Origin of the sequence: Chroococcidiopsis thermalis PCC 7203, assembly GCF_000317125.1 — a bacterium.
Taxonomy (GTDB): domain Bacteria; phylum Cyanobacteriota; class Cyanobacteriia; order Cyanobacteriales; family Chroococcidiopsidaceae; genus Chroococcidiopsis; species Chroococcidiopsis thermalis.
On record NC_019695.1, the window covers coordinates 3676632 to 3703291 of the forward strand.

Annotated in this window: 19 protein-coding genes; 6 read left to right on the top strand and 13 right to left on the bottom strand. The window is 43.3% G+C overall.

Annotation, left to right across the window (positions count from 1 at the left end; translation table 11 throughout):
• Positions 1-53: 53 nt before the first annotated feature.
• From CHRO_RS16120 to CHRO_RS16130, 3 genes are all read right to left on the bottom strand, one after another.
• Positions 54-1559, bottom strand: coding sequence for a GMC oxidoreductase (locus tag CHRO_RS16120; RefSeq protein ID WP_015155296.1), 1506 nt, complete (start codon positions 1557-1559; stop codon positions 54-56).
• Positions 1560-1807: 248 nt separating this feature from the next.
• Complete coding sequence (locus tag CHRO_RS16125; RefSeq protein WP_015155297.1) at positions 1808-3061, bottom strand: NAD(P)/FAD-dependent oxidoreductase; 1254 nt, start codon at positions 3059-3061, stop codon at positions 1808-1810.
• A gap of 205 nt (positions 3062-3266) precedes the next feature.
• A complete protein-coding gene (locus CHRO_RS16130) occupies positions 3267-4382 on the bottom strand; it encodes an IS701 family transposase (RefSeq protein WP_015152474.1) in 1116 nt (371 codons plus the stop codon).
• 645 nt (positions 4383-5027) lie between these two features.
• Here CHRO_RS16130 and CHRO_RS16135 point away from each other — a divergent pair.
• From CHRO_RS16135 to CHRO_RS16150, 4 genes are all read left to right on the top strand, one after another.
• Positions 5028-6266, top strand: coding sequence for an efflux RND transporter periplasmic adaptor subunit (locus CHRO_RS16135; protein ID WP_015155298.1), 1239 nt, complete (start codon positions 5028-5030; stop codon positions 6264-6266).
• A 73-nt stretch (positions 6267-6339) separates the two neighbouring features.
• Positions 6340-9612: an efflux RND transporter permease subunit gene (locus CHRO_RS16140; RefSeq protein WP_015155299.1), complete on the top strand. Its 3273-nt coding sequence runs from the start codon at positions 6340-6342 to the stop codon at positions 9610-9612.
• Positions 9613-9773: 161 nt separating this feature from the next.
• Positions 9774-10016, top strand: a complete 243-nt coding sequence (locus CHRO_RS16145) for a hypothetical protein (protein WP_015155300.1) — start codon at positions 9774-9776, stop codon at positions 10014-10016.
• Positions 10017-10082: 66 nt separating this feature from the next.
• A complete protein-coding gene (locus tag CHRO_RS16150) occupies positions 10083-10679 on the top strand; it encodes a GUN4 domain-containing protein (protein ID WP_015155301.1) in 597 nt (198 codons plus the stop codon).
• A 76-nt stretch (positions 10680-10755) separates the two neighbouring features.
• On the opposite strand, the gene CHRO_RS16155 is transcribed toward CHRO_RS16150, so the two are convergent.
• From CHRO_RS16155 to CHRO_RS16180, 7 genes are all read right to left on the bottom strand, one after another.
• Positions 10756-11766 (bottom strand): bestrophin family protein, encoded by a 1011-nt coding sequence (locus CHRO_RS16155; protein ID WP_015155302.1) that lies wholly within the window; start codon positions 11764-11766, stop codon positions 10756-10758.
• Between the two features lie 3 nt (positions 11767-11769).
• Positions 11770-12462: a carbonic anhydrase gene (locus CHRO_RS16160; RefSeq protein ID WP_015155303.1), complete on the bottom strand. Its 693-nt coding sequence runs from the start codon at positions 12460-12462 to the stop codon at positions 11770-11772.
• A 175-nt stretch (positions 12463-12637) separates the two neighbouring features.
• A complete protein-coding gene (locus CHRO_RS30590) occupies positions 12638-12892 on the bottom strand; it encodes a DUF1830 domain-containing protein (protein ID WP_015155304.1) in 255 nt (84 codons plus the stop codon).
• Positions 12893-12977: 85 nt separating this feature from the next.
• Positions 12978-13358, bottom strand: coding sequence for a YdhR family protein (locus tag CHRO_RS29715; protein WP_245570557.1), 381 nt, complete (start codon positions 13356-13358; stop codon positions 12978-12980).
• Between the two features lie 347 nt (positions 13359-13705).
• Positions 13706-13924, bottom strand: coding sequence for a hypothetical protein (locus CHRO_RS16170; protein WP_015155306.1), 219 nt, complete (start codon positions 13922-13924; stop codon positions 13706-13708).
• A gap of 38 nt (positions 13925-13962) precedes the next feature.
• Entirely contained in the window at positions 13963-14574 is a 612-nt protein-coding gene (locus CHRO_RS16175) for a helix-turn-helix domain-containing protein (RefSeq protein WP_015155307.1), read from the bottom strand.
• A gap of 133 nt (positions 14575-14707) precedes the next feature.
• A complete protein-coding gene (locus CHRO_RS16180) occupies positions 14708-15283 on the bottom strand; it encodes a hypothetical protein (protein ID WP_015155308.1) in 576 nt (191 codons plus the stop codon).
• 863 nt (positions 15284-16146) lie between these two features.
• Between CHRO_RS16180 and CHRO_RS16190 the strand changes: the two genes are divergently transcribed.
• Together CHRO_RS16190 and CHRO_RS16195 are read left to right on the top strand one after the other, a co-directional pair.
• The gene (locus CHRO_RS16190) at positions 16147-17202 is read left to right on the top strand and encodes a hypothetical protein (RefSeq protein WP_015155309.1); all 1056 of its coding nucleotides are present in this window, start codon (positions 16147-16149) and stop codon (positions 17200-17202) included.
• A 76-nt stretch (positions 17203-17278) separates the two neighbouring features.
• Positions 17279-17455: a hypothetical protein gene (locus CHRO_RS16195; RefSeq protein ID WP_015155310.1), complete on the top strand. Its 177-nt coding sequence runs from the start codon at positions 17279-17281 to the stop codon at positions 17453-17455.
• Between the two features lie 292 nt (positions 17456-17747).
• Here CHRO_RS16195 and CHRO_RS16200 read toward each other — a convergent pair whose 3' ends face one another.
• The 3 genes from CHRO_RS16200 to CHRO_RS16210 all read right to left on the bottom strand — a co-directional run bounded on the left by CHRO_RS16200 (position 17748) and on the right by CHRO_RS16210 (position 26632).
• Positions 17748-21311, bottom strand: a complete 3564-nt coding sequence (locus CHRO_RS16200; protein ID WP_015155311.1) for a WD40 domain-containing protein — start codon at positions 21309-21311, stop codon at positions 17748-17750.
• A 282-nt stretch (positions 21312-21593) separates the two neighbouring features.
• The gene (locus CHRO_RS16205) at positions 21594-25214 is read right to left on the bottom strand and encodes a WD40 domain-containing protein (RefSeq protein WP_015155312.1); all 3621 of its coding nucleotides are present in this window, start codon (positions 25212-25214) and stop codon (positions 21594-21596) included.
• A gap of 446 nt (positions 25215-25660) precedes the next feature.
• Positions 25661-26632, bottom strand: a complete 972-nt coding sequence (locus CHRO_RS16210; protein WP_015155313.1) for a 2-hydroxyacid dehydrogenase — start codon at positions 26630-26632, stop codon at positions 25661-25663.
• Positions 26633-26660 lie beyond the last annotated feature (28 nt).

Genomic DNA, 26660 nt, shown 5'->3' on the forward strand with positions numbered 1-26660 from the left:
GTATGAAATACACTCCTTGGTATTTACAGTTGTCAATAAGTGCAGCAAACAGTTTAGTGAATATCTGCGATGATTCGATCCATACAGCGTTCTGCTAAAGCGGCGATCGTGTATGCAGGATTTGTACATCCTGTAGAGCCAGGAATCAGCGCACCATCGACGACATAAAGTCCTCGATAACCAGATACTTGCCCGTAGTCATCGCACGCTTTTCCTAGAACTGCTCCCCCCAGTGGATGGGCAGTGATAACGACATCAGTTTCAGGAGCGGGTCGGTTTGTGGTTGTGGGAGTATAAAATTTCATTTCCGTCATGGGTGTTTTGGTAGAAATGGCATTTTTACTGTCAAGAGTTTTGTAGGTTTTTTCTGTATCTACCATGAGTTGAGTTTCTCGGGGATAGTGTAACTTGACAGAATCTGTAGACGCATCATACGTGAAGGTTCCACTTTGTGAGGGTAGACCTAAACCAAGACACTGTTGCGTTCCTTCAGGACTAGCCCAATTTTCAAGATTTATCAGTACTATCGGGCGATCGAGGTCATCGAAGTTTTCTAACACTGCACCTGCGGGTCCTCCTTTACCAGATACAGGTGGTAAATTTGAACGAGTAGCAATGGTATCGCCATTAGAACTCCAAAATTTACCAACGTAGTCATTTAGTCTAGGTAATGAGCCTGTTGCTTTAGCTTTGACCAAAAGTTTAGAAGTTCCCATAGACCCAGCTGCTAAAAACAAATAGCGACAGCGAAAAGATTTTTGTTCGACAACCTCTCCTGATTCATTTATTTGATGACATGAAACCCGGTAACCAGCTTCAGGGGTTTCAGCAATCTCTACTGCTACATGTAGAGGAAGTATTTCTACGAAACCAGTTTTTTCTGCTTGGGATAAGTAATTGCGATCCAAGCTTTTTTTAGCGCCGCTATTGATACCCCACCAATGGTCTCCGACAATAGTAGACTGTACTTTTGTTCCGTTAATTTCTTCCCGGACTATATTCCAATCAACGGCTAATTCTAGTAGATGATTGCGGAATCCTGCTTGAGTAGCATGTTGAATAAATAGCCGCGTCGTATCATAGTAAATAGTATTTAAAATATCTGGAGGAATTGGCGAAGGCTGTAAAATTGAATGGACGCGAGGGTAATAAACTGTATCCATTTCATCATAACTAATCGAACCAGGAAAAACCTTCTGGAATAACTCAGGAATGGGTTGATAAATAATACTGTTGTAAACTAATGACCCGCCGCCAACTCCAGCACCATTTAAAACAATAATTCCATCTTCAACTAAGGTTTCCATCACACCTGTGTGTACGTCGATTGGCTGTCCGAATATAGTTGCTGGACTAAGCCAAGCGGCTCGACCATCAGGATTATGGGGAGTAGCAAAAGTATTTTGGGCAGGCGTAATTTGCCAACGACGACCTCGCTCTAGCACTACTGTATTGATGCCTGCTTGTCCCAAGCGTAAAGCTGCAACGGCTCCACCAAAACCACTACCGATAACAAGAGCTTCTACAGACTCATCATTTTTATGTAGTTTATGAACCATAAAACCTCCACATCACAATTTATGAGCTGTTGTGTATATATCTCGCATCAATAATGTTGCTCTTATTTTTTTCGTTCTAAGTGAATTTCATCGATCTCAATATTTCAAAGTTTAGACCTCACAAAATACGATAACAAGAGTTGAATTTTTGCAGCAAGGGCGCATTCTTTACACTCAAGTAATTAATTGTCATTGCGATCGCAAGTTATCGCAGAATGTTTCTGAGTTTCATTACAATTTCTGTGGAATCAAACCAAATTTTTAGCGTGATGAAACACTTCTTCGCTGAGCCATTCAGTAGTGACTTTTAAATTGTGGACTGGTGTAGGCAGCATCTCCAGGTATGTTAGTTGACGGATTGCATGACCTATCCTACCTTTAACTTCGTGCTTGTTAAATATTTCGGCAGCAGCCTCTTGCGTACCCAGTTTCATCAACGTTCCGCGCAAGAATATGCGACTAGCCTTGGGTTTCTCACCTGCTGAAACAGCAACTAGGTTACGGGCGATCGCCTTCGCCTGTTGATAGGCAACCTGTGCCAGAGCTGGCTCAGGCTTGAGCAATGTCACGCAGTCGCCTCCAGCAAAAACTTCTGGATAGCCGACTAGGTTAAGGGCTGGCGTGACGAAGGGACGACCTTGCTTGTCGCGCTGCTCGTCGGGAATCGGGAGTTTTTTGACTAGCGGATTGATGGCTGTACCTGCCGTCCAAATCATCGTTTCAGCTTCAAGCACGGCAGGTTGGTCGTCGCGAGTATACTCCACCTTGCCTGAATCTAGAGCAGTGACAGCAGCTCCAGTCAATAGTTCAACTGGAACGACATGCTTTTGTAGAGCAGCATAAGCAGTCTCGCGCAAACAAGCATTCACATCACCAGAGAGAATATTTTGACTGCGATTCATCAACACTAGCCGGATCTCGTGAGGATTGCCTCCCAACGTGGCATACCAGTTAGGCAACAAATCCGCCAGTGTATTTGCCAGTTCGACACCCGTTGGACCTGCACCGATGATAGCAATTGTCAGTAATTTTTGGCGCAACTGGGAATCTTCAATTTGGCTGGCGCGTTGTAGAGACTGGCGTAAATGCTGACGTAGGGCGAGGACATCCAGCCCGCTGCGAAATGGGAAAGAGTATGCTTCAGCTCCTGGAGTTCCAAAGTATCCCACTGTGCTTCCTACAGCAAGCACGAGATGAGTGTAGGTATAATGCAAGCCAGAAGCCAGTTCGATCTTGCGTCCGGCTAAGTCAATCTGTTCAACGGTGTCTTGCACGAACGTCACGCCACTTCCTTGAAGTAGTTCCTCGTATTGGGGCCAAACCTGGTTTGCATCCATCTGCCCGTTGAGAAATTCAAATAGCAAGGGCTTAAAAACAAAACGCTCGGAGCGATCGATCAAAATTATCTGACCCTTATAGCCTAGATGACTCAGGTAAAGGGCAGTAAACAATCCAGTAAAACCACTACCCACGATCGCAGTTCGCAGCGTTGATTGGCTCATTTGACCTCCAAAGATGTACCAGATTGGGATGAAATCGAGAAGCTGAGCGGTAGCGGACGAAGTAAAAACTAAGCAGTCGATCAGTCCGTAGATCTTAGAATTAGGAGTGGCAATTTCGCTCTTATGATTAACTAAGATAGTAAGAATTACCAAGTCCGATCGCAAGGGTTGCTCTTTCGGAGCAAGTCTGTATTCTTTGTACAACTCAGATCTTGCAGCAAGTGATTTGAATGTCAAAACCAAGGGAGCGTGCTAGGGGTGTGAGGCGTTTGCTCTCCAGCAGCAGGAGCAACACCACTAGTTGAGGCAGTAATGCTTCAAGTGCCAGTTGAGCCGCCTTACCCCAATCAGGTGAGTCGGTAGATGCAGTAGACAAATAAGCCCAATGTGCTAACAAATAAGCTAAAAGTGACAATACCAGCCAACGGTAGACACCTAGCAATGTGCCCTGACCAAATTGGTCTAATCCAAACCGATGTTTAGCAGTTTTGAACCATCCCTCAATCTGCCAACGCTTTTTGCCCCAGTAATTGATAGTACTAGCTTTAAGTGGTTTGGTAGAGAGGACAAAGCGCTTTTCCAGCCTACCGTCGTCACGCTTGAGATAGTACCAAGACAGTGAAACTGGAAACTTTAATTTTACCAGTCGCACTTGTTGTCCCCGCCTGCATAGTTGCTTAACATTGCGCCCATCTTGTAGCTTGCGGTCACAGCGTACTCCGGCAATGGCGTGATATTTTAATTTACGTATACCATGTAAAAATTCGGCACTACCAAAGGCTGTATCTACTAAAATCATGAGCTGAAAGTGTTGACTCAGCAATGAAGGTAAGCTTTGTACAAGTCGTAGCCCCAACTGTGCTGGTGAGGAATGATTTTTCCCTCGGTAAACTCGAAAATTCCACGGCACGCGCCATTGACCCACTACTAGATACATCACGACTAGGTGTAGCCCACGTTTGCTATGGAAGACTCGCACTAATCCATCCAACAGCTTGAACTTGCCGCGTTTTTCTAGGGTGGTTAAGTCGATGATGACTTGTAAGATGGGTCTACGTCCAATTCGTGGCTGTGACAGAATTTGCTGCAGGACAAAGGAGCGGGTACTACGAATCAGCCGACGAGTTGACCAGGGGTAGACGTTGAGAAACCGACTTAAGGCACTGGCTGATTTAGTTTTGCATTGTTGGGGCAGAGGATGTCCTTGAGCTTGTAAAAATAATCCCAGCAAGGCTTGTAGGCTATCTCGTTGATAGTGGCTCGGCATCAAATCAAGTAGGGTGTAGACTAGCCCTTGGGCGTGGGCAAGAAGGGTTTCCATCGTTCTTGCATTCAATTGGTTTCACGCCCTTTTCTCTCATTGAAACCTACTCTTTCGCAACTAGAGTATCTGTACTGGTGCAAGATCTAAGTACAAAAGAAGTATGACAAATCGAGCTACCATAACAAACTTAAGCCGAAGCTTTTAAATCCGATAAGTCTGTATTTTGTCATTTATTTTGTCATTAATATTTATAGCGATCGCCTGCGATCGTCAATTGAATTTGTTGAGAGCTGCTTGGCAAACAATTTGTTGGTTGAAATACTACTTAAACAATTGCCAAAACAATCTGGTAATACTTGTGAAACCCTTTATTCACTAAATTTTTTCAGCTTTTGCTCTGTACTGAGCAAAAAAAAACAAACTTACTCAGAAATATTAACCCTAGTGACCTTGCAGCCTCACTCTTAGAATGGGCGAGTATACATCGACCGTCAAACACGAGGCTCAATACTATCAGTGCGATCTCCTCATTGCTCAAATTCTTTTTTCATCTGCTTGAAACAGAAAAACTTTTTATTACTTAATCTTTTTTAATTCTTATTTACATTAGAAAAAAAGCTACGACTTTATTTCCACTTAATATTTAGCAAAAGATATCAAGTCAAAGTAAAAAAAGTAAAAGCATACTAATGGAAAATTAAAATGAAATACAACGCTTTACTAATAGTAAAACTACTAGGTGTAGCCCTTCTAGCTTCCACCTTCACTAGTGGCTGCAAATCGAGTACGCTTCCTGCTACAGCAAGCAAATCCCCTGCTGCTATTCCTGTCAAGTTGCAAACACTCAAATCTAGTTTAGTTCAAGATAATTCTGAATTTGTCGGAACGTTAGAAGCTGTCAAGAGAGTTGTCCTACAACCAGAGATTGAGGGTCGGATTGTCAAAATTCACGTCTCCAATGGAGATCGAGTTGACAAGGGAACGCCAATTGTACAGCTCCGCTCCGATCGCACTCAAGCCGAATATGCCAGTGCTACTGCTAAGGTCAACTCTGCTAGAGCAGTTAGCATCACTGCATTAGCGCAACTAAAAGCAGCAGAAGCTAACAAAATTAAAGCTGCATCGGAAGTAGAACTTCAGAAGATACAGTATCAGCGAGCCGAGCGACTAGTCAACGAAGGAGTACAAGCTAGGCAGCAATTAGATATTGCGCATAGAGATTTGAATACAGCCATTGCAGCCCTCCACGCTGCTGAAGAAGATGTAGAAGCTGCCAAATCCAGCTCTAATCAGATGAAGACTGAAATTAAGCAGGCTCAGGCAGAAGCAAATGCTGTTAATGTTTCTCTTCAGTACAAACAAGTGCTAGCACCGATCGCAGGCGTAGTTGGAGATTTTCCTGTCAAAGTGGGAGACTACGTTAATATTGGTCAAACTCTGACCAACATCACCCAGAACGACTCCGTAGACCTACGGCTCTCGGTTCCGATCAAACACTCATCTCAACTAAAATTAGGGTTGCCTGTAGAATTGATCGATCCCAACACAAATAAGCGCATAGCCACAGGCAGTATTTCTTTTATTAACCCTCAAGTCAACACTGGGGATCAAGCAATCTTAGCTAAGGCTCGCTTTTCTAATCATAATGGTAATTTACGTGATGGGGAATTTGTCAAAGCAATAGCGATTTGGAACCAAAGCCCGGGAGTGTTAATCCCTACGGATGCCGTATTTACGATCGGCGACCAAAGCTTTGTTTATAGCGTTGAGCAACAAGGGAGCAAAACAGTCGTGCGGCAAAAGCCCGTACAGTTGGGAAACATCAAAGGTCAGAATTACCAGGTACTCAATGGAGTGAAGCCAGGAGAAAAGATTGCTATCACGGAAATTTTGAACTTAAGAGATAACGCCCCCGTTCAGCCGATAGCGTCTGAATCCTAAATTCTAAGCAATAGCTCTGTTCTACTGTCCCAACACTTCCACTGTCCCAACAATTAATAGGAACTCCTGGACTATGCTGTTGAGTATTGCTAACACCTTCATCAAAAGACCGATCTTAACTACGGTTTGCACTGTACTTATTCTCTTGATCGGCGGAATTTGTATTCCCCTGCTTCCCTTGGATAAGCTGCCGGAAATGGCTCTAAAGCAGGTGACTGTAACTGCTAACTATCTGGGTAGTGATGCCAAAACCTCTGAAGAAAACGTTACTACCGTTCTGGAGCGGCAAATCAATGGCACAGAGCGGGTCGTCTATATGTCCTCTCAAACGACGAATAATGGTGATACAAGTATCAACATCTCTTTCCCAACGGAAATGGACAGGAACACCGCTCAAGTTCTTGTCCAAAATAATGTTGCCGTTTCTCAAGCCGAGTTACCTGAAGAGGTGAACCGAACTGGTGTCATCACTCAAAAACAATCTCCCACGATTACGATTGCTTACGCCTTTTATTCCGACAAGGATAAGAACGATCGATTCACATACAATCCTGTTTTCGTGAGTAACTATGTCGATCGCCAAATTCTCGATGAAATCAAGCGGATCGAGGGGGTGGGTAACGCCGTAATTTTGGGAGAACGGAAGTATGCCATGCGGATCTGGCTTGACCCCGATGCCCTTGCCGCTAGACAATTGACAGCTCAGGATGCGATCGATGCCATTTCAGAACAGAACATTCAGGTAGGAGCAGGTAAAATTGGTCAGCAGCCCACTCCCTCCGAGCAGCGTTACGAATTTGCCCTGAGAGCAGCTGGTCGATTCACGACTCCCGAAGAAGCTGAAAACACTGTGGTGAAAGTCGGTGCGGATGGCACGCTGATCAGAATTAAAGATGTAGGTCGAGCCGAAATAGGGGCGCAAGATTACAGCACCAATGCTATGTTCGATGGCGCGCCAGCAGTCGGTCTTTTAGTCTACCAACTTCCCGGTACGAATGCTTGGAACACGGCTAAGTTGGTCAAAGAAAAAATGGCGGAGCTAGAACAGAATTTTCCGCCTGGATTGAAAGCAGAAGTTGCCTTAGATAATACTTTATTCGTGGCAGCTTCCCTCGACGAAGCCTTCAAAACTCTAATCGATGCGATCGCGTTGGTGTTCTTAGTCATCTTTATCTTTTTACAAGACTGGCGCACTACCATCGTTCCTGCGATTGCCATTCCAGTGTCGCTAGTTGGGGCAATGGCTTTAGCGTTTGTATTAGGGTTTAGTCTCAATCAACTGACTTTGTTTGGCATCATCTTAGCAACTGGTTTAGTAGTAGATGATGGAATTGTGGTGGTGGAGGCAATATCTGCAAAATTAGCTCAAGGAATGAAACCACTGCAAGCAGCCCTAGATGCTATGGGGGAACTGACGGGGGCAGTTGTTGCGACATCAGTTGTACTCATGGCGGTGTTTATTCCCGTGACTTTCTTCCCTGGTACGACAGGAATTGTCTATAAGCAATTTGCGCTAGTTATTGCTTTTTCGATCGCCATTTCTACCTTTAACGCCCTGAGCTTCTCTCCTAGTATGTCAGCTATTCTCCTGCGCAGGCAGGAGGAAGTACACGGACCTTTGGGAGTGTTGTTTCGTTGGTTTAATCAGGTTTTTGACTGGTTCAAAACGGGATATACCAAGACAGTAGAATTTCTAATTCGGATTCGGCTGCTTGTCATTCCTGTTTTTATTGCCGGATTGATCGCGACGGGTTGGATCTATCAGACAACTCCGCAAGGGTTTATCCCTGAAGAGGATCAGGGCTATTTGTTTGCGATTGTCGAAGCTCCAGCAGGAGTTTCTTTAAACTACAGTGCCGACCTCTTGACGCGGATTACTGAAGAAGTGATGCTACCGTTACCCGAAGTCGAACATGCATTTGGCACTGCTGGCTATGGGTTTGAAGGAAATGCTAGTAATAAGACACTTCTATTTGTCAAGTTGAAAAACTGGGAGGAGCGTCCTGGTGCAGATAAGTCAGTTTTTGGGGTTCTGCAAAAGGTTAACCAGGGGTTACAGGCAAAAGTTCCAGAAGCCCGGGCAATTGCAGTCAACGCACCGCCAGTGGATGGACTAGGTTCTACAGGTGGATTTGAGTTATACATCCAAAATAAAGCTGCCCTGCCTATGGAAGCGTTGATCGATAATACTCAAAAGGCGATCGCCGCAGCCCAGAAACGACCAGAATTGGCGGGAGTGTTTACTCAATTTACCTTCGGTACGCCAATGATGCAAATTTCGATCGATCGCAGCCAAGCCAAGGCACAGAACATCGAAATTAACGACATTTTCAATACCTTACAGACATATTTAGGCGCACGATACATTAACCAATACGTTCTTGGCGGGCGGCTGTATCGAGTTTATGCCCAAGCAGAAGGAACGGTGCGCTCTAATCCCGAGGATATAAGTCGTTTGTACGTACGCTCTCAAGATAACAACCTCGTCCAACTGAGCAATGTCGTAAACTTGACAAGATTGAACTATCCGCCAATTGTGAGCCATTACAACGCCTATCCTGCGATCAAAATCCAAGGCGCAGCAGCACCAGGCTACAGTACAGGACAAGCCATACAAGCGATGGAAGAGGTCGCTCAAGAAGTGTTGCAACCGGGATTTGGCTACGCCTGGACGGGAACTGCTTTTCAAGAAAAATCCTCTGGGGGTGCTGCACCGATTATTTTTGGTTTAGCTTTTGTGATGGTCTTTCTGGTGCTAGCCGCTCAGTATGAAAGCTACGTCGATCCCACCATCATTATGATTACAGTACCGTTGGCGATCTTGGGTGCTATTGGTGCAGTTGTCTTACGGGCAAATATTTTTCAAGCTGGTGGAGTTTGGCCAGCGGTTAACAATAATATCTATGCCCAGGTAGCTTTGGTGATGTTGATTGGTCTAGCGAGTAAGAACGCAATTCTGATTGTAGAATTTGCCAACCAGTCGTTAGAGACAGGTATGGATATTACCCAGGCAGCAATTCGAGCTGCTAAAGAACGCTTGCGACCGATTCTGATGACTGCCTTTGCTGGTCTCGTCGGTTTCTGGCCCCTGGTAATTGCTAAAGGAGCTGGAGCAATGAGTCGTTGGTCTTTAGGGACAGCGCTCTTTGGTGGCTACCTCATTTCGACAATCTTAAGCTTGTTTTTAGTACCAGTGCTGTACGTCACGATCAAGAAACTAGAAGAGCGTTTCTTAAAATCAGGTAAATCAGGTACACCTAGCGAGCCAGGATTTCAACAACCGCAGATTCAAGACGAGAGGGAGCAGGTTCTTCCCAATTTTCAAGCTTCTTCTCAAAACGAATAAACTATTCGATTTAGTCAAGGTAGTATTCCGAGGTAACGGTAATGTTTCGTAAATGGAATTTCAACGACTATCTTAACCACATCTTGTTTGCTGTCACCATTTTCTATCTGTTTTATTCCTTTTTCTTACACCACTAATCCAATTTACTCTATAGGACAACTATGAAGGTCAGGCTAATTATTTTGTCAGGAATTATGACCGCTCTTGTCGGCGTAGTTATTAGTTTAGCTGCTACCAAAATTGGTCAGCGTAACTTTAATCAACTTCAATACGAAAGCCAGTCTTACCAAAATTTGCATAAAAAATATGCTTTGATTGGTGCTAGTTTAGGATTCCTTGTCGGTGCTGGACAAGAATGCCTTCGAGAGCTGAAGACTGCAAGGGATAGAGAAATAGAGCAATAAAACAAGTAGCAGCTCGTTTGTTTATCTTATCAGAAACTCAAAACAAGTACTTTAATTAGGAATCTAATGTCTACTACACATGAGTCTGAAATCATTGCTCGTTTAGCCGCGATGGAAGAGCAATTACAGCAATTCAACCAGCTTTTCTCTTGCCTTAGCGAACGAGTTACTCAGTCAGAGGATAATTTGCGACTAGTTGCAGATATCCACAAATACAAAAAGCTACGAGATTTATTAGCAGCAGGGAATTTACAAGAAGCGGACTGGGAAACTATTCGGGTCATCCTGGCAATAACAGGACAGCGAGAACTAGAATCTATTACCCCTGAAGACGTGAAGCAATTTCCCTGCAACGAACTGCACGTAATTGATAGCCTCTGGACAACTTATAGCAAGGGTCGCTTTGGCTTCAGCGTGCAGATGCAGATTTATCAAAACGTGGGTGGTTCTCTTAATACCACTATTGCTCAGGATAATACAGTTATCGAACGCTTCGGCGATCGCATCGGTTGGCGCGTAGATGGCAAATGGCAAAAATGCGATCGCCTTGATTACACTCTTGCTGCACCGATAGGTTGTCATCCCTCGCGGTGGTGGAATTCGCCCTTTGGTTCAAAAATGACTAACTATTTCTTCAATCGCCTGCTCACATGCAATCTCTAGATCGGCAACAGCATAGCTAAAATTGCTATGTTTTCGTGCCGATCGAGAATTACTAAATGTTAACTTGTTCGCAATCTTATACTCGCCAAGAACAACTACTGCTGGGAGCAACTGTAATTAACTCTTCAACATTTTGTAGCATAGTGTTGCAAATTACATCTAAGGGTAGATCGTTGGCATCGTAACCAAAAGGTTCTTCTATCTCCGAGCCAATTTGCTCAATACTTAACAAAGTGAAACTGACAAAAGCCATAATTAACCCAGTCCACCAAGTCAAGTTTTTCACTAATTCTAGCGGTAATATCAAACAATAGATTAATACCAGTAGTCTAAATTTAATGGAATAGATTAAAGGTAGTGGTGTTTTCAAAATGCGTTCGCAGCCTCCCAAAATGTCGATCAACTCATCTAACAGAGCGTGTAAGGCAGTTAATTGATAAATATTCACACAGTTACGTTCATACTGATGTTGTAGATAATCCCTGAGCCAAAAGGCAATCTGTAGTGGAGAATGACGAACGGTTTTGAGTTGAAAGTACTGATTTTTTGACATCAATGAGGCTAATTGCTTGTCCACTGGCTCTGCTCTTAGATGTAATTTCATGGCAATTGGAAAAGCAACTAATAGCTTGAGTATTGCCTCTTTTTCTACTTTTTCTTGAGGCGAGCTATTTTTGATAACTATGTAAATTCCCTGAGCTAAGTTCCGAACCGTATTAACTAGCCTTCCCCAAAGTTTGCGGGCTTCCCAAAAGCGATCGTGAGCTGTATTCGTGCGAAAAACTAACAATAAAGTTAGACCCACATTGAAACTTAAAATGGCATTAGTAATAACACCATTTTTTTCGGGAAATACTATATCCGTGTCAAAATAGTGAATTAATGATATGAAAAAACCATATCCACTACAAAAAAGTACCCAAGGAAAAATGACTGGAATAACTGTTCTTTCAAGCCGTAAAATGACTTGAAACCAATTTAGTGTTTCACCAGTGTACAGGTGATGCTTTCCTTTAAATGTGTTTCTTGCCTTATTGAGCAAACGCTTGCACTGCTCTAAAGCATTACTAGGCTTGATAAAGCTCATATTTTAAAACTCCATTAACTCCGATAAACCTGAGCGTGCGCTAGCTATGGGGTCAGGTACAGGTAGTGGGTCTTTAATCGGGACAAATTGACCTAAGTTGGCATTGTAGGCAATAACATTTCCACTCTCAATCTCATAAACCCAGGCATGAAGAAAGAGTTGCCCCGATCGCAGTCGAGAGCGAATAACTGGGTAAGTCTCTAAGTTTTCTATCTGCGTCAAAACGTTTTCCTTAACGGTAAGACTTAAAAGTTCTTCGCCTTCATATTCTTGATAGTTATCCTGAACTAGGCGACGAGTGGCTGCTGCATAATGGTGTAACCATTCGTAAACCAAAGGCATCTCTTGAGAGAGGCTGCCTAACTGCAACAATCCCTTCATAGCGCCGCAGTGAGAATGACCGCAAATAATAATATCTTTTATTCCTAAAGCCTGAATCGCATATTCAATTGCTGCTGCTTCAGTAAAATTTGCAGTACCAAAAGGTGGAATGATGTTACCAACATTGCGAATGACAAATAGTTCGCCTGGTTGAGTTTGAGTAATTAGATTTGGATCGATTCGAGAGTCAGAGCAAGTGATAAAAAGTACCTGGGGAGCCTGACCTTGAGCCAGCCGCCCAAACATCTCTTGGTGAGAGCAAAAGTAATTGATTCGGAACTTCTCTACACCTTTAACCATATCTTGCATGGACATTGCTTAAGACCTCGCTAAATGGATAACTATAGGAAAGCGGGCAAACAAATACGTATATTTAAAAACTTATTTCTATATTTTTGTTAATGAATTTATTAGTTTAGTCGTAGCAACATTTATTTTTACGATCGCCTTCTCTGATCCAGCTTAAATTTACTCAAAAGAGCGCTGCCAGTCAATCTATTCGGAGGCGATCGCAGGGTATCTTATCCGACAAAATAGCACTGCACATGTCGCATGTATGGATTTCTAAATGAGCATTTCTCGGAGCCTCAAATAAAATACGTTGACCTGAGAAAATAACGCGCTCAAAGTGACAATACGAAACATTTGCAATTCGGAGAATCTGAATCTTTCGAGTGCTATTCACATAGCAACAAAGAAGCTTTAGAGAACGCTGAGTTTGTGGAGGAGCAAATATGAGAGCCATCTGTTACAATTTTCCTACTAAATCAAATTGTCAGATTCAGTCCATCGCATTTACACTAATACAGTCATGAAACATAAAATATTTCTTATTGAAACAAAATACTTTCACTAGTTTTAAAACTATTTGACTTGAAACCACTTAAACCTCTGAGTAGATCGGTAACAGAACCTTCGGCTAGAAAGCTATATTTTTCATTAAGCTCGAATGATTTAACGACAATCTCTTCAAAGTTTGGATCGCTGATAATCCGATTAAATATTGGTCCGTTAAAATAATCAAAAACACTCGCTTCATCCTCAAACAAATAAATACCCCCTGCTTTTGAAGTATTTTCGTTGTTAATCATCCAAATTTTCTGGATTAGCCCCGGAACTTGAGCAAGCGCTTGGGTAAAATCTAGCATAACTGTTCTGCTACTAGCTGTTTTCTTCTGCGAGCGATCGCGCTTGAAGTCGATTTGGATAATTTTTGCCATTTTTCTCATCAACTCGATTGATTGAAACAAGGCGTACTCCGTCTACGGTCATCGCGACTTAAATAAACAAGGTTAAATAAAAACTAGTTTTTCTCAGCTCTCGATTGGCTGACCAATTGTATTTTCATAAATATGAAAAAGCGGAACGTATTGTGAAAGACATAGATCGTATACACAATACGTTCCGCACTGCTTCCGTCTATTGGTTGTTAGGAACGTGACTTTGTATTAGTTTATGTCTCTCTAAATACAAACACAAGGGCTAAACTTTGGGGACAAGTCTGCTATCTTTTTTCTGGTTCTCAATTGAAGTGAAGACTAGCAGATTTATTCCGTCTCTACTTGCTAAAATTTCCAGTTAGTTTCTTTAACTGAAGATATGCTTCTTCTGGAGTCAGAGCAGCAGATTCCTTTTCGTTAGGGATATAGAATTCCCAACTATCTGGAAAATGTCGAACAACAAAACTTGGGATTAATCCTAACTTAATTGCCTTTTTTGCTAATTCTTCTGCTTGTTCTGCCAGAGTAATTTCATCGTGAAATAGATGTTGGTTCATGATTTGAACAACCCCCAATAAATAGCATCTACAAGTTTCTACAGAAATGCCTCATTCAAGTTCTCTTGACCAATTGTTATGTTCTGATACAGAATCTCAACAATCTCTTGTATACAAACCTGTAGTCTTTGAGCTTCTACAGCAGTTATAGTTTTGGCTCTTTGCTCAATCAGATTGCTTGGCTTTTCCTCTTTCAGGTCTACTTGCAAAAGTGGAACGCTCCTACTTTGATATTTTCTCCGCCAAGCTTGTGGAGTCAATCCGTGGAACCGGAGAAACAAGCGACTGAAATGCCGTCTATCAAAATAACCTACTGCTTCAGCAATCTGCTCTACTGACTGACCAGTTTCAAGTAATAGACAGCGTGCTTCTGCCATGCGGCGTTCCACAATCCAGCTCAGCACAGTTTTTCCGGTTTCCCGTCGCACCAGGTCAGTCAAGTACGCCGGAGAACGACCAACCGCTTCAGCCACCTCTCGCAGACTAATTGAATCGCAATAACGTGCTTCGATAAATTCAAAAACTTTACTCAAAAGAGGATGAGACTGAAGCAAGAACTTTTGAAATCCTACCATCCTAGCATTTTCAATCAGCGAGTCTATATCGACAGTGTGGAATTCTTGGCTCTCAAGTAAGCGATTAGAGTTCATAAAATCACACCCATTACTTAAAGAAACTACAACTTTATTCTTAGCTTTTCCTACATTCAATCAAATTTGAAATTCTTTCACTCCTCAATACTTAAAAACAATGCTTTGAGTTAGCTTTGTGTCCGAATAACTACTAAGTTTCTGGTTCGCGTCTGAGCCAGTACAAAAATTCGCTTGGTGCATAAACATCGCGAGAAAAATCTAAATGCGAGCTTTTCAAATAGCAGCCGCCTCGGTGTCCGCGTCGTAGTATAGTCTCATTCCCTCTAGCAATTGTTTCATTGCTCTCGTTATCTATACAGCACCATTCCGTATAGACAACTTCATCATGGAACATGACAATGGGCCAACTCATCGTGACACCCGGTTGAGCGGTAATTGCCCACCAATGTTCTTCTCTGTGCTTCGCTGCGATTCTGCCGTAAAAAGGTCCGTCCGCACAAAGGTATACCAGTTCATCAGTGTACTCCCTTGCTAAAATATCAGCCCGCCCTTGTCGCCAAGCTTCACAATGCGTTGACCACCAATCTTTGTTTTCTCGTTCTATTTGTACTAGGCTGTAGTTTGTGGTAATTTGAGGAAGTGTCTCCTCGCGCAGAGATATGTATGCTTCTGCATCGTTGAGTAGCTTTACCGCTAACTCGTTGGAAATCAAATCTGGCTTGGAATAATCTGTAAGCAAGTCTCTGTAGTAATTAAACCGCTGCATCACCTAAAAACCTCTACCATGTGAGAGAGTAGAAGCTGAGTTGTGTTGACGTCAATCCTTTGGTTGACTGTAGAGTTTGCTGTCTGCGTGTAAATTGTTGCCAGTGACTACCAATGTGCTACTTGGGTCGGGTTTTAGCAAGTAAAGATAAAAAAGATAAGCAAAAAATTGAAATTTCTATTTAATCCTTCTGCTAGAAGTTGCTCTAACTTCCATCTGAAAAGGATTTCAGCAATTAGCTACTCTAAACGCTAGAATTGGCTAACGTTCTTAAAGTTAGTTTTTTTATCGATACTCAAGAAATTGCTTAGATTGCTTGCTTAACTTTTGGCGATCGCATAGCTGTGACTGAAGCGTTATTGTATCCTCTGTGGCGATTATGTCGCGATCGCCACAGTAAAATAATCATACCTTATCACTAATATTTGACAAACTAAACTGTTGCGATCTACTCAACTCGTTAATTTTATAAAGTTTTAAAATTTAAGCAAGTTAAGCCGACAAACTAAAACTTAAGAAAGTTAAGAAATTATAAAAATTTGCATTTTTGTAAACTTTTGGGTAGTTGAAACTATTCCCAGCTTTAGCTTTGAGCTGCTGTTGAGATCCACAACTTCAAGTTTTTTCCTTAACTTTGTTATCTTTGCTTGGAAAATTATCTTGAAGCTAGCAAACTGAAATTCATAACGCCTCTCTCGATAGACGCATTCGAGAAGGCAAGGCGAAATCAACAGCAGCACTACGTATCTTGTCCTCATAATCGCAAATAAATCTGCTATTTAGAGATGAGGAAAGTCGTCCAATACTTTTTGATGCACGATTAAAGCTGTTTGTCAACCTTTATTGGAGCTAGTTCGCTAACAATGAACGCTAAACATCAAACCGAGGAAGTGCAAATGACCGAACAGTTTGAGGCTGGCGAACAAACATCTGAGATTTCTATACCATCGCCAAGTGACATGACTTCTTTCAAGAGTGCTGAATCAGCGGGTTTCGTAGCTGATACAACGGTGGTGAAAACTGCTAGCCGCTCTTGGCAGTATACATCTAATAATAGCCAGCCTAATAGTAACCAACAATCTGCAACTGATGATGCATCGACGGGTTTTGCGGCTGATACAACAATAGTGAAGACCACTAAACGCAGTTGGGTGCATCAACCTAGTTCTGCAAAACAAGGCATTATCTTCACTGAAAAGTCAGTTGACGCAAGCAACAAAGCTAAAACTCAAAAGCAGTTGGATGGAGCAATAGCGTTAGCTTGGAGTCGGGTGAAGACTCGCCGCAGACCACCAGCCTTGACCCCCACACGTTGGGTATGGCGACTAGCAGGTTCTTATCATCTATGCCAACCCACGCAACAACTGATGGAGACAGCTGCTTGGCGCTTCGCTTCAGCCGGACGCATGGTTCTAGCTGGGTGGGCTGCACAAAAAGCCAGTGAGGAAGCGGGTCACGACCGACTTGCCCTGCTCGATATTCAGTCAATGGGATATAAGGCTGAGGCTGTGGTGAAAGAACTTGTTCCCCCAGCAGCAGCAACTTTGGTAAATTATTTCACTCGGAGCGTACAGGCAAGAGATCCAATTGGTTGTGCTGGTTATTCTTATACAATGGAGCGTTTAGCTATGGGGATCAAAGAAGATTACATCCAAAGGGTAGAGGCTTTGCTGCTACCTAATACCCATGCCACTCGTTGCTTGCGGGTACATAGTGGTATTGGTAATGATGTCGGACACGTAGACGAGACAGTGGATATGATGACTGAGCTTACGTCTGATGAGCGTGTCCAAGTGGCAAGAGCTTGCTACGAGACTGCACTGCTGTGTTTCAGCCCGCCTAGTGAAGATTACATATCAGAGGAGGAACTAGCGCATGTGTTGAAAGCATTAGAGCAAACAAACACTGATGAAATCTAATTATCAGCTATTCGCGTACAACCAAAACTCGTCCACAACACTCTCAACAAAACTACTCAATTACAAGGAGAAAATCATGGCAACTTTAACAGCTACAGCGATCGATCGGCAATCTTTGGATTGCAATTATGATACAAGCAGCCTAACTGAGAGCATCTTCAAGATCTTGGATGACATGGAGTTTGATTTGGAAAGCATTTTCTTCCAGGAATTCGCACAAGGACTGCCAAACGATCTCGAAACTGCTCACTGATAGATTTCACTTCTGTTCGCTTAATAAAGCAGGCTTAGCCAGCAATCGATATCTTTTAGTAGGTCGTTACGCTCAGTTGTAGGATGGGTAGAGCGATAGCTTTATCCATCAAAACTCTATGTGATTTACACTACAATCTCTGATTGCAAATTTTTTATCTTACAGTTAAAACCGTAAGAGCGACAGCGAGTACACAAGCAAAACCTAACGAACACAGGTTACAAAACTGCTGATTTTTGTTCAACTTGTTGACGTAGTTTGTCTAACCATGAATTACATCTGCCAAATATTATTAATTAACTGCCCCCAACGCTTTCAGCGTCGCCACTGCCGCTTGGGTTAAACCTGTAACCCCTGTAATGTTCATGCGCTCGTAGAGTTTCTCAGCTCTCAGAGTTTTTACACACTCACCCGTTTTTATATCCCACAATCTTATTGTCTCATCCTCACTACCGCTAGCCAAAATTGGGTTATCTCGACTCCATGCAACTGACCAGATCAAACCCGTATGTCCTAGCAAAGTTTTGAGACATTCACCAGTGCTGACATCCCAGAGTTTGAGGGTGTAATCTTGACTGCTACTTGCTAGCGTTTGGCTGTCTGGACTAAAGGCAACTAATTGCAACCAACCCGTATCTACTTGTATTATTCTTTTGCACTCACCAGTGCTGACACTCCATAATCTTAAGGTTCCGTCTGGACTGGTACTTGCTATCAGCTCACCATCTTGACTCCATGCAACCGACCAAATCCAGTTCGTATGTCCTTCAAGTGTTTTAATACATTTATCGGTGCTAACATCCCACAGCTTGAGAGTCTGGTCTAAAGAGCCACTTGCTAGCATTCTCCCACACGGACTAAAAGCAACTGACCAAATTGCAGCACGATGCCCCTGAAAAGTTTTTAGAGCTTGACCAGTGCTGACATCCCACAACTTTATTGTTCGATCCTCGCTGCTACTTGCCAACATCTGACTGTCAGGACTCCACGCAATCGACCAGATTGCAGCCCCGTGTCCTTGGCAAATTCTCAAGGCTTGACCAGTGCCGACATCCCATAATCGAACCGAGGAGTCTTGACTGCCACTGGCTAGCGTTTGACCATCGGGACTCCATGCAACTGACTGCACGGCAGCCCGATGTCCCTGAAAAGTTTTCAGAGTTTGACCAGTGCTAACATTCCACAATCGAACCGAAGAGTCGTGACTACCACTGGCTATAGTCTGCCCATCTGGACAAAAGGCAACCGAGAGTGTTTGATTGATATACCCTTGGAAAGTTTTGCAGCAGAAACCCGTATTAACATTCCATAGCCTTACCGTTTGGTCGCGACTACCACTGGCTAGGAAATCGCCCTGTGGACTGAAAGCAATTGAAAATACCCAACTAGAATGTCCCTGGAAGGTTTTGCGGCATTCACCAGTGCTGACATCCCACAACTTGACTGTCTGGTCGAGACTGCCACTGGCTAGAAGATTGCCTTGCGGATTAAAAGCAACCGACCATACTCCATTAACATGTCCCTGGAAAGTTTTGAGGCATTGACCACTGCCGAGATCCCATAACTTTACTGTGCGGTCTTCACTGCCACTCGCCAGTGTTTGTCCATCAGGACTAAAGGTTATCAAGCGGATTGGATTAGTGTGTCCCTCAAAAGTTTTGAAACATTCACCAGTATTGATATTCCACAACCTGATAGTATTGTCAGCACTACCACTGGCTAGCATCTTTCCATCAGGACTGAAGACAATCGAGACTACATGATTTGTATGTCCCTGGAAGATTTTAAGGCATTTACCATTGTGGACACTCCACAACCGAATCGAGAAGTCGTCACTGCCACTGGCTAATATATTACCATCTGGACTCCATGCAACTGACCACACTTCATTCTCATGTCCTTGTAAGGTATGAAGGCATTGACCTGTGGCGATCTCCCACAACTTTACCTTGCTGTCGCTACTACCACTAGCAAGGGTACTGCCATCAGGACTAAAAGCAAGTGATGTAACCCAGTTATTATGTGCTTGACAGGTGAGGACTGGTTTGCCATCTGCAACTTGGTACAAGCGAATCTCGCCATTGCTATCGCCCATAGCCAAAAGTTTACCATCAGGGCTAAAAGCAACCGATGCAACACCACCAAAAGTTTCAGCAAAACTAGATTTAGCTAAATCGGCGTTTTGGAAATTGACATCGTGCAATTTCACCCGCTGTAGGTCTGCTTGCCAAACACTTAGGTTAGAAAAATCATAGCCACTTAAGTCAGTTTCCAGATGACAAAGCAAATTGAGAATATTTCCTGCTGCATACCCAGGTTCTAATGGCGATCGCTCTTGCAGCGTTACTCTAATTTTATTTAGCTGCTTTTCTAGACTTTTTTTCGTTCTCAATATACTCAACAGGCGATCGCTAACTGGTTGAAGAATTAAGCGAATTTGAGTATCCTTAACATAGTCTTTGCCTTGAGCCTTCATCAGGGCATAGGAATTGAACAGAGTAATTTTTTCACTACAAATCTCCAAACAAACCTGAGCCACCAATCGCTCAGTTACATATTCCATGACTACAGGCTGGAGGGTGAAAAGCGCCTCAGTTTTTTCAATTAAACTTCGCCGTGACAGAGATTCTACAGCTTCTATAAATTTTGCTGGCGATACTGGCGTGACAAAATCCGATCGCAATTCTGACAGTGAAACTGGTTCTCGACTAATCGCTAGCCAGTAGACGATCGCCTGTTCTAAATCTATTAACCGCTCAAACTGCTGCTCTAAAAGTTCGTGAATATCGCCAAAAACTACGGTATTGTGTTTCAAAAACTCCGAAACACTACCATCAAATACATCTTGAATCGTCGTCGCCACTATTTTTAATGCTAAAGCATTCCCTGCATAGCGATCGACCAGTACTTCTAATTCTTCGATCGCTCCAGAAACCCCCTTAATTCTAAAGATTTTCTCCCCATCCGTCGCCTTCAGACCATTCAATGGAAGCGATCGCACGAGCAATCCTTTGCCTTCAAGCGGGACTAAATCTTTAGGTTTTTCCCGACTTGTCAACAGCAAGCAGCTATTATGGGGAGTTTCTCCCACCCTTTTTAACAGTTCCCCATAACCTGCATATCCTTCCTGATATTGTCCGGCTCGACTACCACTACACAAAATCGACTCGGCATTGTCGAGAATCAGCAAACAGCGAGACGATCGCAAGTAGAAAAGCAATCGCGATATTCTCTCACCAATGCTTTCTGATAAATCTATTTCTTGCTCATCAGATAAAAATTGGATCGCTTGAGCCAAAACAGTCTCGACAGGTGGCGCGTCTCGTAGCGAAATCCACTGGACGTATTCAAACCGATCCTGAATTTGTGTTGCCAGCTTGACAGCCAGAGAAGTTTTACCAATTCCCCCCATGCCCAATAGTGCCACCACTCGGCAGCGATCTTTCAGCACCCATTGCTCCAACTTGGCAATTTCTTCTATACGCCCGTAGAATACTGAAACGCAAATTGCTTCTTTGAGATCTTGTCGCTTAGGAGTAACCTGAACTTCTAGCGGCTCCTCCAAATTTTGGTTTGTGTTAACTTGGTTGGGGTTAACATAGTCGCTTTTTTGCAACTCTAGATTAAATGACATAAACAAGCTGACAAGCGTGCGCTTGTCAACTGCTTCTTTACAACTCATTACTCTTCCCAGAGTAACAGTCGTTAAACCCGTGCGATCGCTTAATTCTTCCAGCGTGAACTTGTTGCCAGCCTTCTCCAGTATTTCTAAAGCGAGTTTTGCTTGCTGAAACTTTTGCCATCCTTCACGAGTGAGAATAACACCTCGACTGCGTTTTGGTTTTAGCAAGTCCATAGACAAATCAAGTGTTTTTTTATACTCTTAGCCCTACTGGAATTTGCTGCTGTTTGGTTAGATTTAGACGAGTTGCATCCAGAAAAATTTCCGAAACTCGATGCAGATAGGTCTATTTGCACCAAGGTTCGGATTTTTAGAGACTTTTTCTCAATAATTCTAATGTATTTTTTGATAAAAATCTATTTATAGGTGGTAGACAAATTTGGGTTTTTAAGTAAAGCAAAGATTAACTAGGGAGACAAGTGCCGAGTTATCCATGCTTCACTCACCCCCTAGTGACTATTCTTCTAGATGCTCAACTGCGCCTAAAGCTTTTAAAGAGGCGATCGCTGCTACTGTTAAACCTGTAACGCCAGTAACGTTCATGCCTTCGTAAGGCTTTTTACTCCTAAGAGTTCTGATGCACTCACCAGTCGAAATATCCCACAGCTTAACTGTCTCGTCTTCGCTACTACTAGCCAGAATTTTACCTTGAGGGCAGAATGCAACTGACCGAATCCAGTGAGTGTGTCCCTGAAAAGTTTTGACACACTCACCAGTGCTAACATTCCACAATTTGACAGTTGCGTCAGTGCTACCACTAGCCAACAGATTTGGGCTATCTCGACTGTTTGCCGCAGGTGCTTGCGCAGAGCAGGCAACTGATGTTACCCAACCTGTATGTCCCTCTAAAATTTTGAGACACTGACCAGTGCTAACATCCCATAATCTCACAGTTTTATCTTTACTGCCACTAGCCAAGATTCCCTCTTCGCCCCCCTTTTCAAGGGGGGTTGGGGGGATCGGTAAGAAAATCACTGACAATATCCAACCCGCGTGACCTTGGAGAATCTTGTCGCATTCGCCACTGCTACAATCCCACAACCATAATTTTTGGTCGTCGCAGCCAGTGGCTAAGATTTTACCTTGAGGACTAAAGGCAACAGACCACACTCCATGAGTATGTTCCAAAACATTCACGCATTGTCCAGTGCTAAGATTCCAGAGTCGCACTGTGCGATCGTCACTACCACTAGCTAAAACGTTTCCTTGAGGATTGAAGGTAATTGATTTTACCCGACTAGCATGACCTTCCAAAGTTTGGCAGCATTGCCCATTGCTGGTATGCCAAATTTTTACTGTGCGATCGTCACAGCCACTAGCAAAAGTTTGTCCATCGGGACTAAAGGTAACTGTTCTGATCCAACCCGTATGTCCTTGCAAAGCTTTGCGACATTGACCAGTGCTGGTATCCCACAGCTTCACCTTCTGGTTATTGTCGCTAGTCGCTATAGTTTTACCATCGGGACTAAAGACTACCGACCAGACACCGTCGTGATATCCTCGTGCAGTTCTCAAGGCTTCTCCAGTACTAACATCCCATAACATAGCTGTTTGACCGTCACAGCTACTGGCTAGAGTGTTACCATCGGGGCTAAAAGTAGTTGACTGAATTGCTCCAGTATGTCCTGACAAAACTTTGATACACTCACCAGTGACAGCACGCCACAATCTAATGGTGCGATCGCTACTACTGCTAGCAAGAATTTGTCCATCTGGGCTATAGCATACTGACAACACCCAACCCGTATGTCCGTGCAAGGTTTGGCAACATTTCCCAGTACTAACATCCCAAATTTTCACCGTGCGATCGTCACAACCACTGGCAAAAGTTTGTCCATCAGGACAGAAAGCAACTGTGCGGATACAATCAGTATGCCCCTGTAAAGTTTGCACAATTCGACCAGTGTTGACATCCCAACAGCGAATCGTGCGATCTCTGCCACCACTGACCAAGATATGACCTTGAGGACTAAATGTGACTGAAAACACCCAGTCTGTATGTCCTTGCATTGTCCTAATACATTCACCAGTGCTGATATCCCACAACTTTACCGTGCGATCGTCGCTACTACTAGCGATCGCATGACCTTGGGGACTAAATGCTACTGAGTGTATTCTTTCAGAATGCCCTTGCCAAGTTCTCAGACATTGACCAGTGCTGATATTCCATAATCTTAAAGTTTGGTCAGTACTAACACTCCCAATGAGTTCGCGATCGGGACAAAAGGCGATCGCTTGCACCCAATCTGTATGTCCTTGCAAGGTCAAAATTTGTTCGCCATCAATAAATTCTCGCCATAAGCAAATCTCGCCTCTAGCGTCACTCACAGCCACAACTTTACCATCGTAACTAAAGGCGATCGCGGAAATATTACTAAAGGATTTAGTAAATATAGATTTGGAGAGATCGGCGTAGGCGAAATTTACATTGTGTAAGGTGCGTTGGCGCAGATCGGCTTGCCAAATATTCAGATGAGAAAAGTCATAATTCGTTAAATCTGTCTGGAGATAACAAAGTAGATTGAGCAGATTGCCCGCTGTATATCCCGCTTCGTGTGGAGACTCTATTCTTAACTTAGCTAAAAGTTGAGATAGCCGTTGCTTAATCTGACTTTTGGTTCTAAAAATAGTCAGTAGTTCTTCTAGAATTGGCTCGATCAGACAGCTAATTTGAACAGCTTTTACCCGCTCTTGACTCTGTACTTTTAATAAAGCTATCTTTCTCAGAATGACAATCTTTTGATTGACTATTTCTGCACAAATCAATCCAATCAATTGAGCCGTCACATACTCCATGACTACAGGCTGGAGGGTGAAAAGCGCCGCACTTTTCTCAACTAGCGATCGCCTCCTTAACGACTCCAAAGCCTCTAACAAGTTTGTCAATGTTAACTGAGAGAAAATATCATTTTGTAATTGCAATATCGAGACTGGTTCTCGATTGATGACTAGCCAATAGATTAACTCTTTCTCTATATCTGATAACCGTTCAACTTGTTGTTCTAAAAGTTCGCGTAGTTCGCCAAATACAATAGTAGTTTGTTGCAAGAATTCTAATATGCTGCCATTAAAAATATCGCCAATAGTCGTAGCAATAATTTTTAATGCTAGTGGATTGCCTGCATAGCGCTCGGCTAATGTTTGCCATTCTTTGTCAGAACCGGAGATTCCTTTGAGGCGAAAGATTTTTTCTACTTCTAACTTACTTAAACCACTCAGTTGTAGCGATCGAACAGGTAGTGCTTCTCCTTCTAATAAGGCTAATTCTTTAGGTTTTTCCCTACTAGTAAGCAGCACGCAGCTTTGATGGGGAACTTCTCCCAACCGTTTGAAAAGCTGACCGTAATCTTCACATCCCTGACAGTAGCGCCCAGTTTGAACGCCACATTGCATAATTGTTTCAGTGTTATCGAGTAATAGTAGACATCTGTATTTTTGTAAATAATCGATCAGTTGCGACAATCTCCGACTATTATTGTCTGGCAAAGCGGTTTCAACCTGTTGCTCGTTGGAGAAAAATTGCAGCAAGCTATCGAGAAGATCTTTGAGTGATGGAGCATTGGACAAAGATCTCCAAAGAAAAAACTCAAATTTATCCTTAACTTGTTCTGCTAACTTAGCAGCTAGAGTAGATTTACCAATGCCTCCCACACCCAACAGCGTTACGACTCGGCAGCGACTTTCGATAATCCATTGCTCTAACGTGGCTAGTTCTGCCGCACGTCCGTAGAAGATGGATACATCAATCACATCCCCCCAGTCTTGATGTGTAAATGCGATCGTGCATTCTGGTTGCTTTGCATCTAGGCTAGGCTGTGAATAGTCACTTGTATTCAGCTCTAAGTTAAATGCTGTGAATAAATTAATTAGGGTTCGCTTGTCAACCCCTTCTTCACGAGTTAGTATTTTGGCGAGGGTAGCAGTTGTTAATTGAGTGCGTCCGCTTAATTCTTCTAGTGTAAATTTTTCCCCATACTTTTCATGAAACTCTAACTCTAGTTTTGCGTTCTGAAACTTTTGCCATCCTTCACGAGTTAAAACGATCCCTCGCTTACGCCTTAGCTTGTTTAAGTTCATTAGAACAGCGGGTTTTTAAGAAATGTATCATTCGTCTGCCGATGACATAATATCTGCCGATCGCGGAGGTTTGCAACCGAATTCAAGATGTATCTTCGATCGCATCAGTTTCAATTTTGCAATCCACCTAAAGGTATAAAATTACAGCGAAATCTAATTTTACATGCAACTACTGCAAGCAGTTAAGTAATAAAATTGACTGAGCTAACATGATTTCAACTGACAATCTGCACTTGTAAAAAGGATTTTTGCTATAAAAACTAGGACATTTCAATGAATTGTAGATCGAATTGCATTCAGCACTCACCCCGAGGCGATTGGCAATAAACTTAACTTAAGATACACGTCTCCCCTCGATCGATCTAATCCAGCCAGTCACGCATAATTTTTCCTCAAACGAAAATACCGATCGCACTATCCAAATGCTGTCTTTTTTCTGGCGATCGCTATTGATACACTTCAGGATTAACGCAATGTGGCAGACGATCGCCCCTAAGTCCAGCAACGAGATTGGCGATCGCCATGCTTGCCATTTTTTCTCGTGTCGGACGGCTGGCACTAGCAATATGAGGTGTAATCATCAGGTTATCCAACGTCAGCAACAAGCTTTGAGGCGCAATAGGTTCTGGATCGGTGACATCCAGAGCAGCGGCAGCGATTTGTCGCTCTTTCAGTGCTTGATACAAAGCCTCTGAGTCTACAATTTGTCCTCGTGCCGTGTTAATTAAAATTGCCGATCGCTTCATGCATTGAAATTGCGGCTGGCTAAAAAGATGGTAAGTATCTTCAGTCAAAGGAGCGTGAATCGTCACAAAATCTGACTCTTGCAGCAGGCGATCGAATGTCACGCACTCTGCACCGAGAGATTGTTCTATGTCCAAACGCTGTCGATCTGCATACAAAATGCGCATGTCAAACCCTTTGGCACGGCGAGCTACGGCTTGACCGATCCGCCCCAAACCGACAATACCTAAAGTAGCTCCAGCAATATTCGCTCCTAGCAACAAGTCCGGTTCCCAAGTCTGCCACTGACCCGCACGCACGAACCGATCTGCCTCCACAACTCGCCGTGCTGCTGTCATCAACAACGTCCAAGCAAAGTCTGCGGTCGCATCTGTCAAAACATCAGGCGTGTGACCTACGGGAAGATGTCTGGCAGTCGCAGTTGGGATGTCAATGTTATCGTAGCCAACTGCCATTTGGCTAATGACCTTGAGTGACGTTCCTGCCTCTATTAAGTGTCGATCGATCTGGTCGGTAAGCAGGCACAGCAAGCCATCGATCGCGCCGATCTTTTCCAGTAACACGTCATCAGGAGGTGGTTGGCGCTCCGACCAAACTTCGACATCAGCAATTGGGTCAAGTCGATCTAAGGCGATCGGCAGGCGACGAGTCACAAAAACTTTGAATTTGGACATATGGCAATCTCAGTCATTCATAAGATTA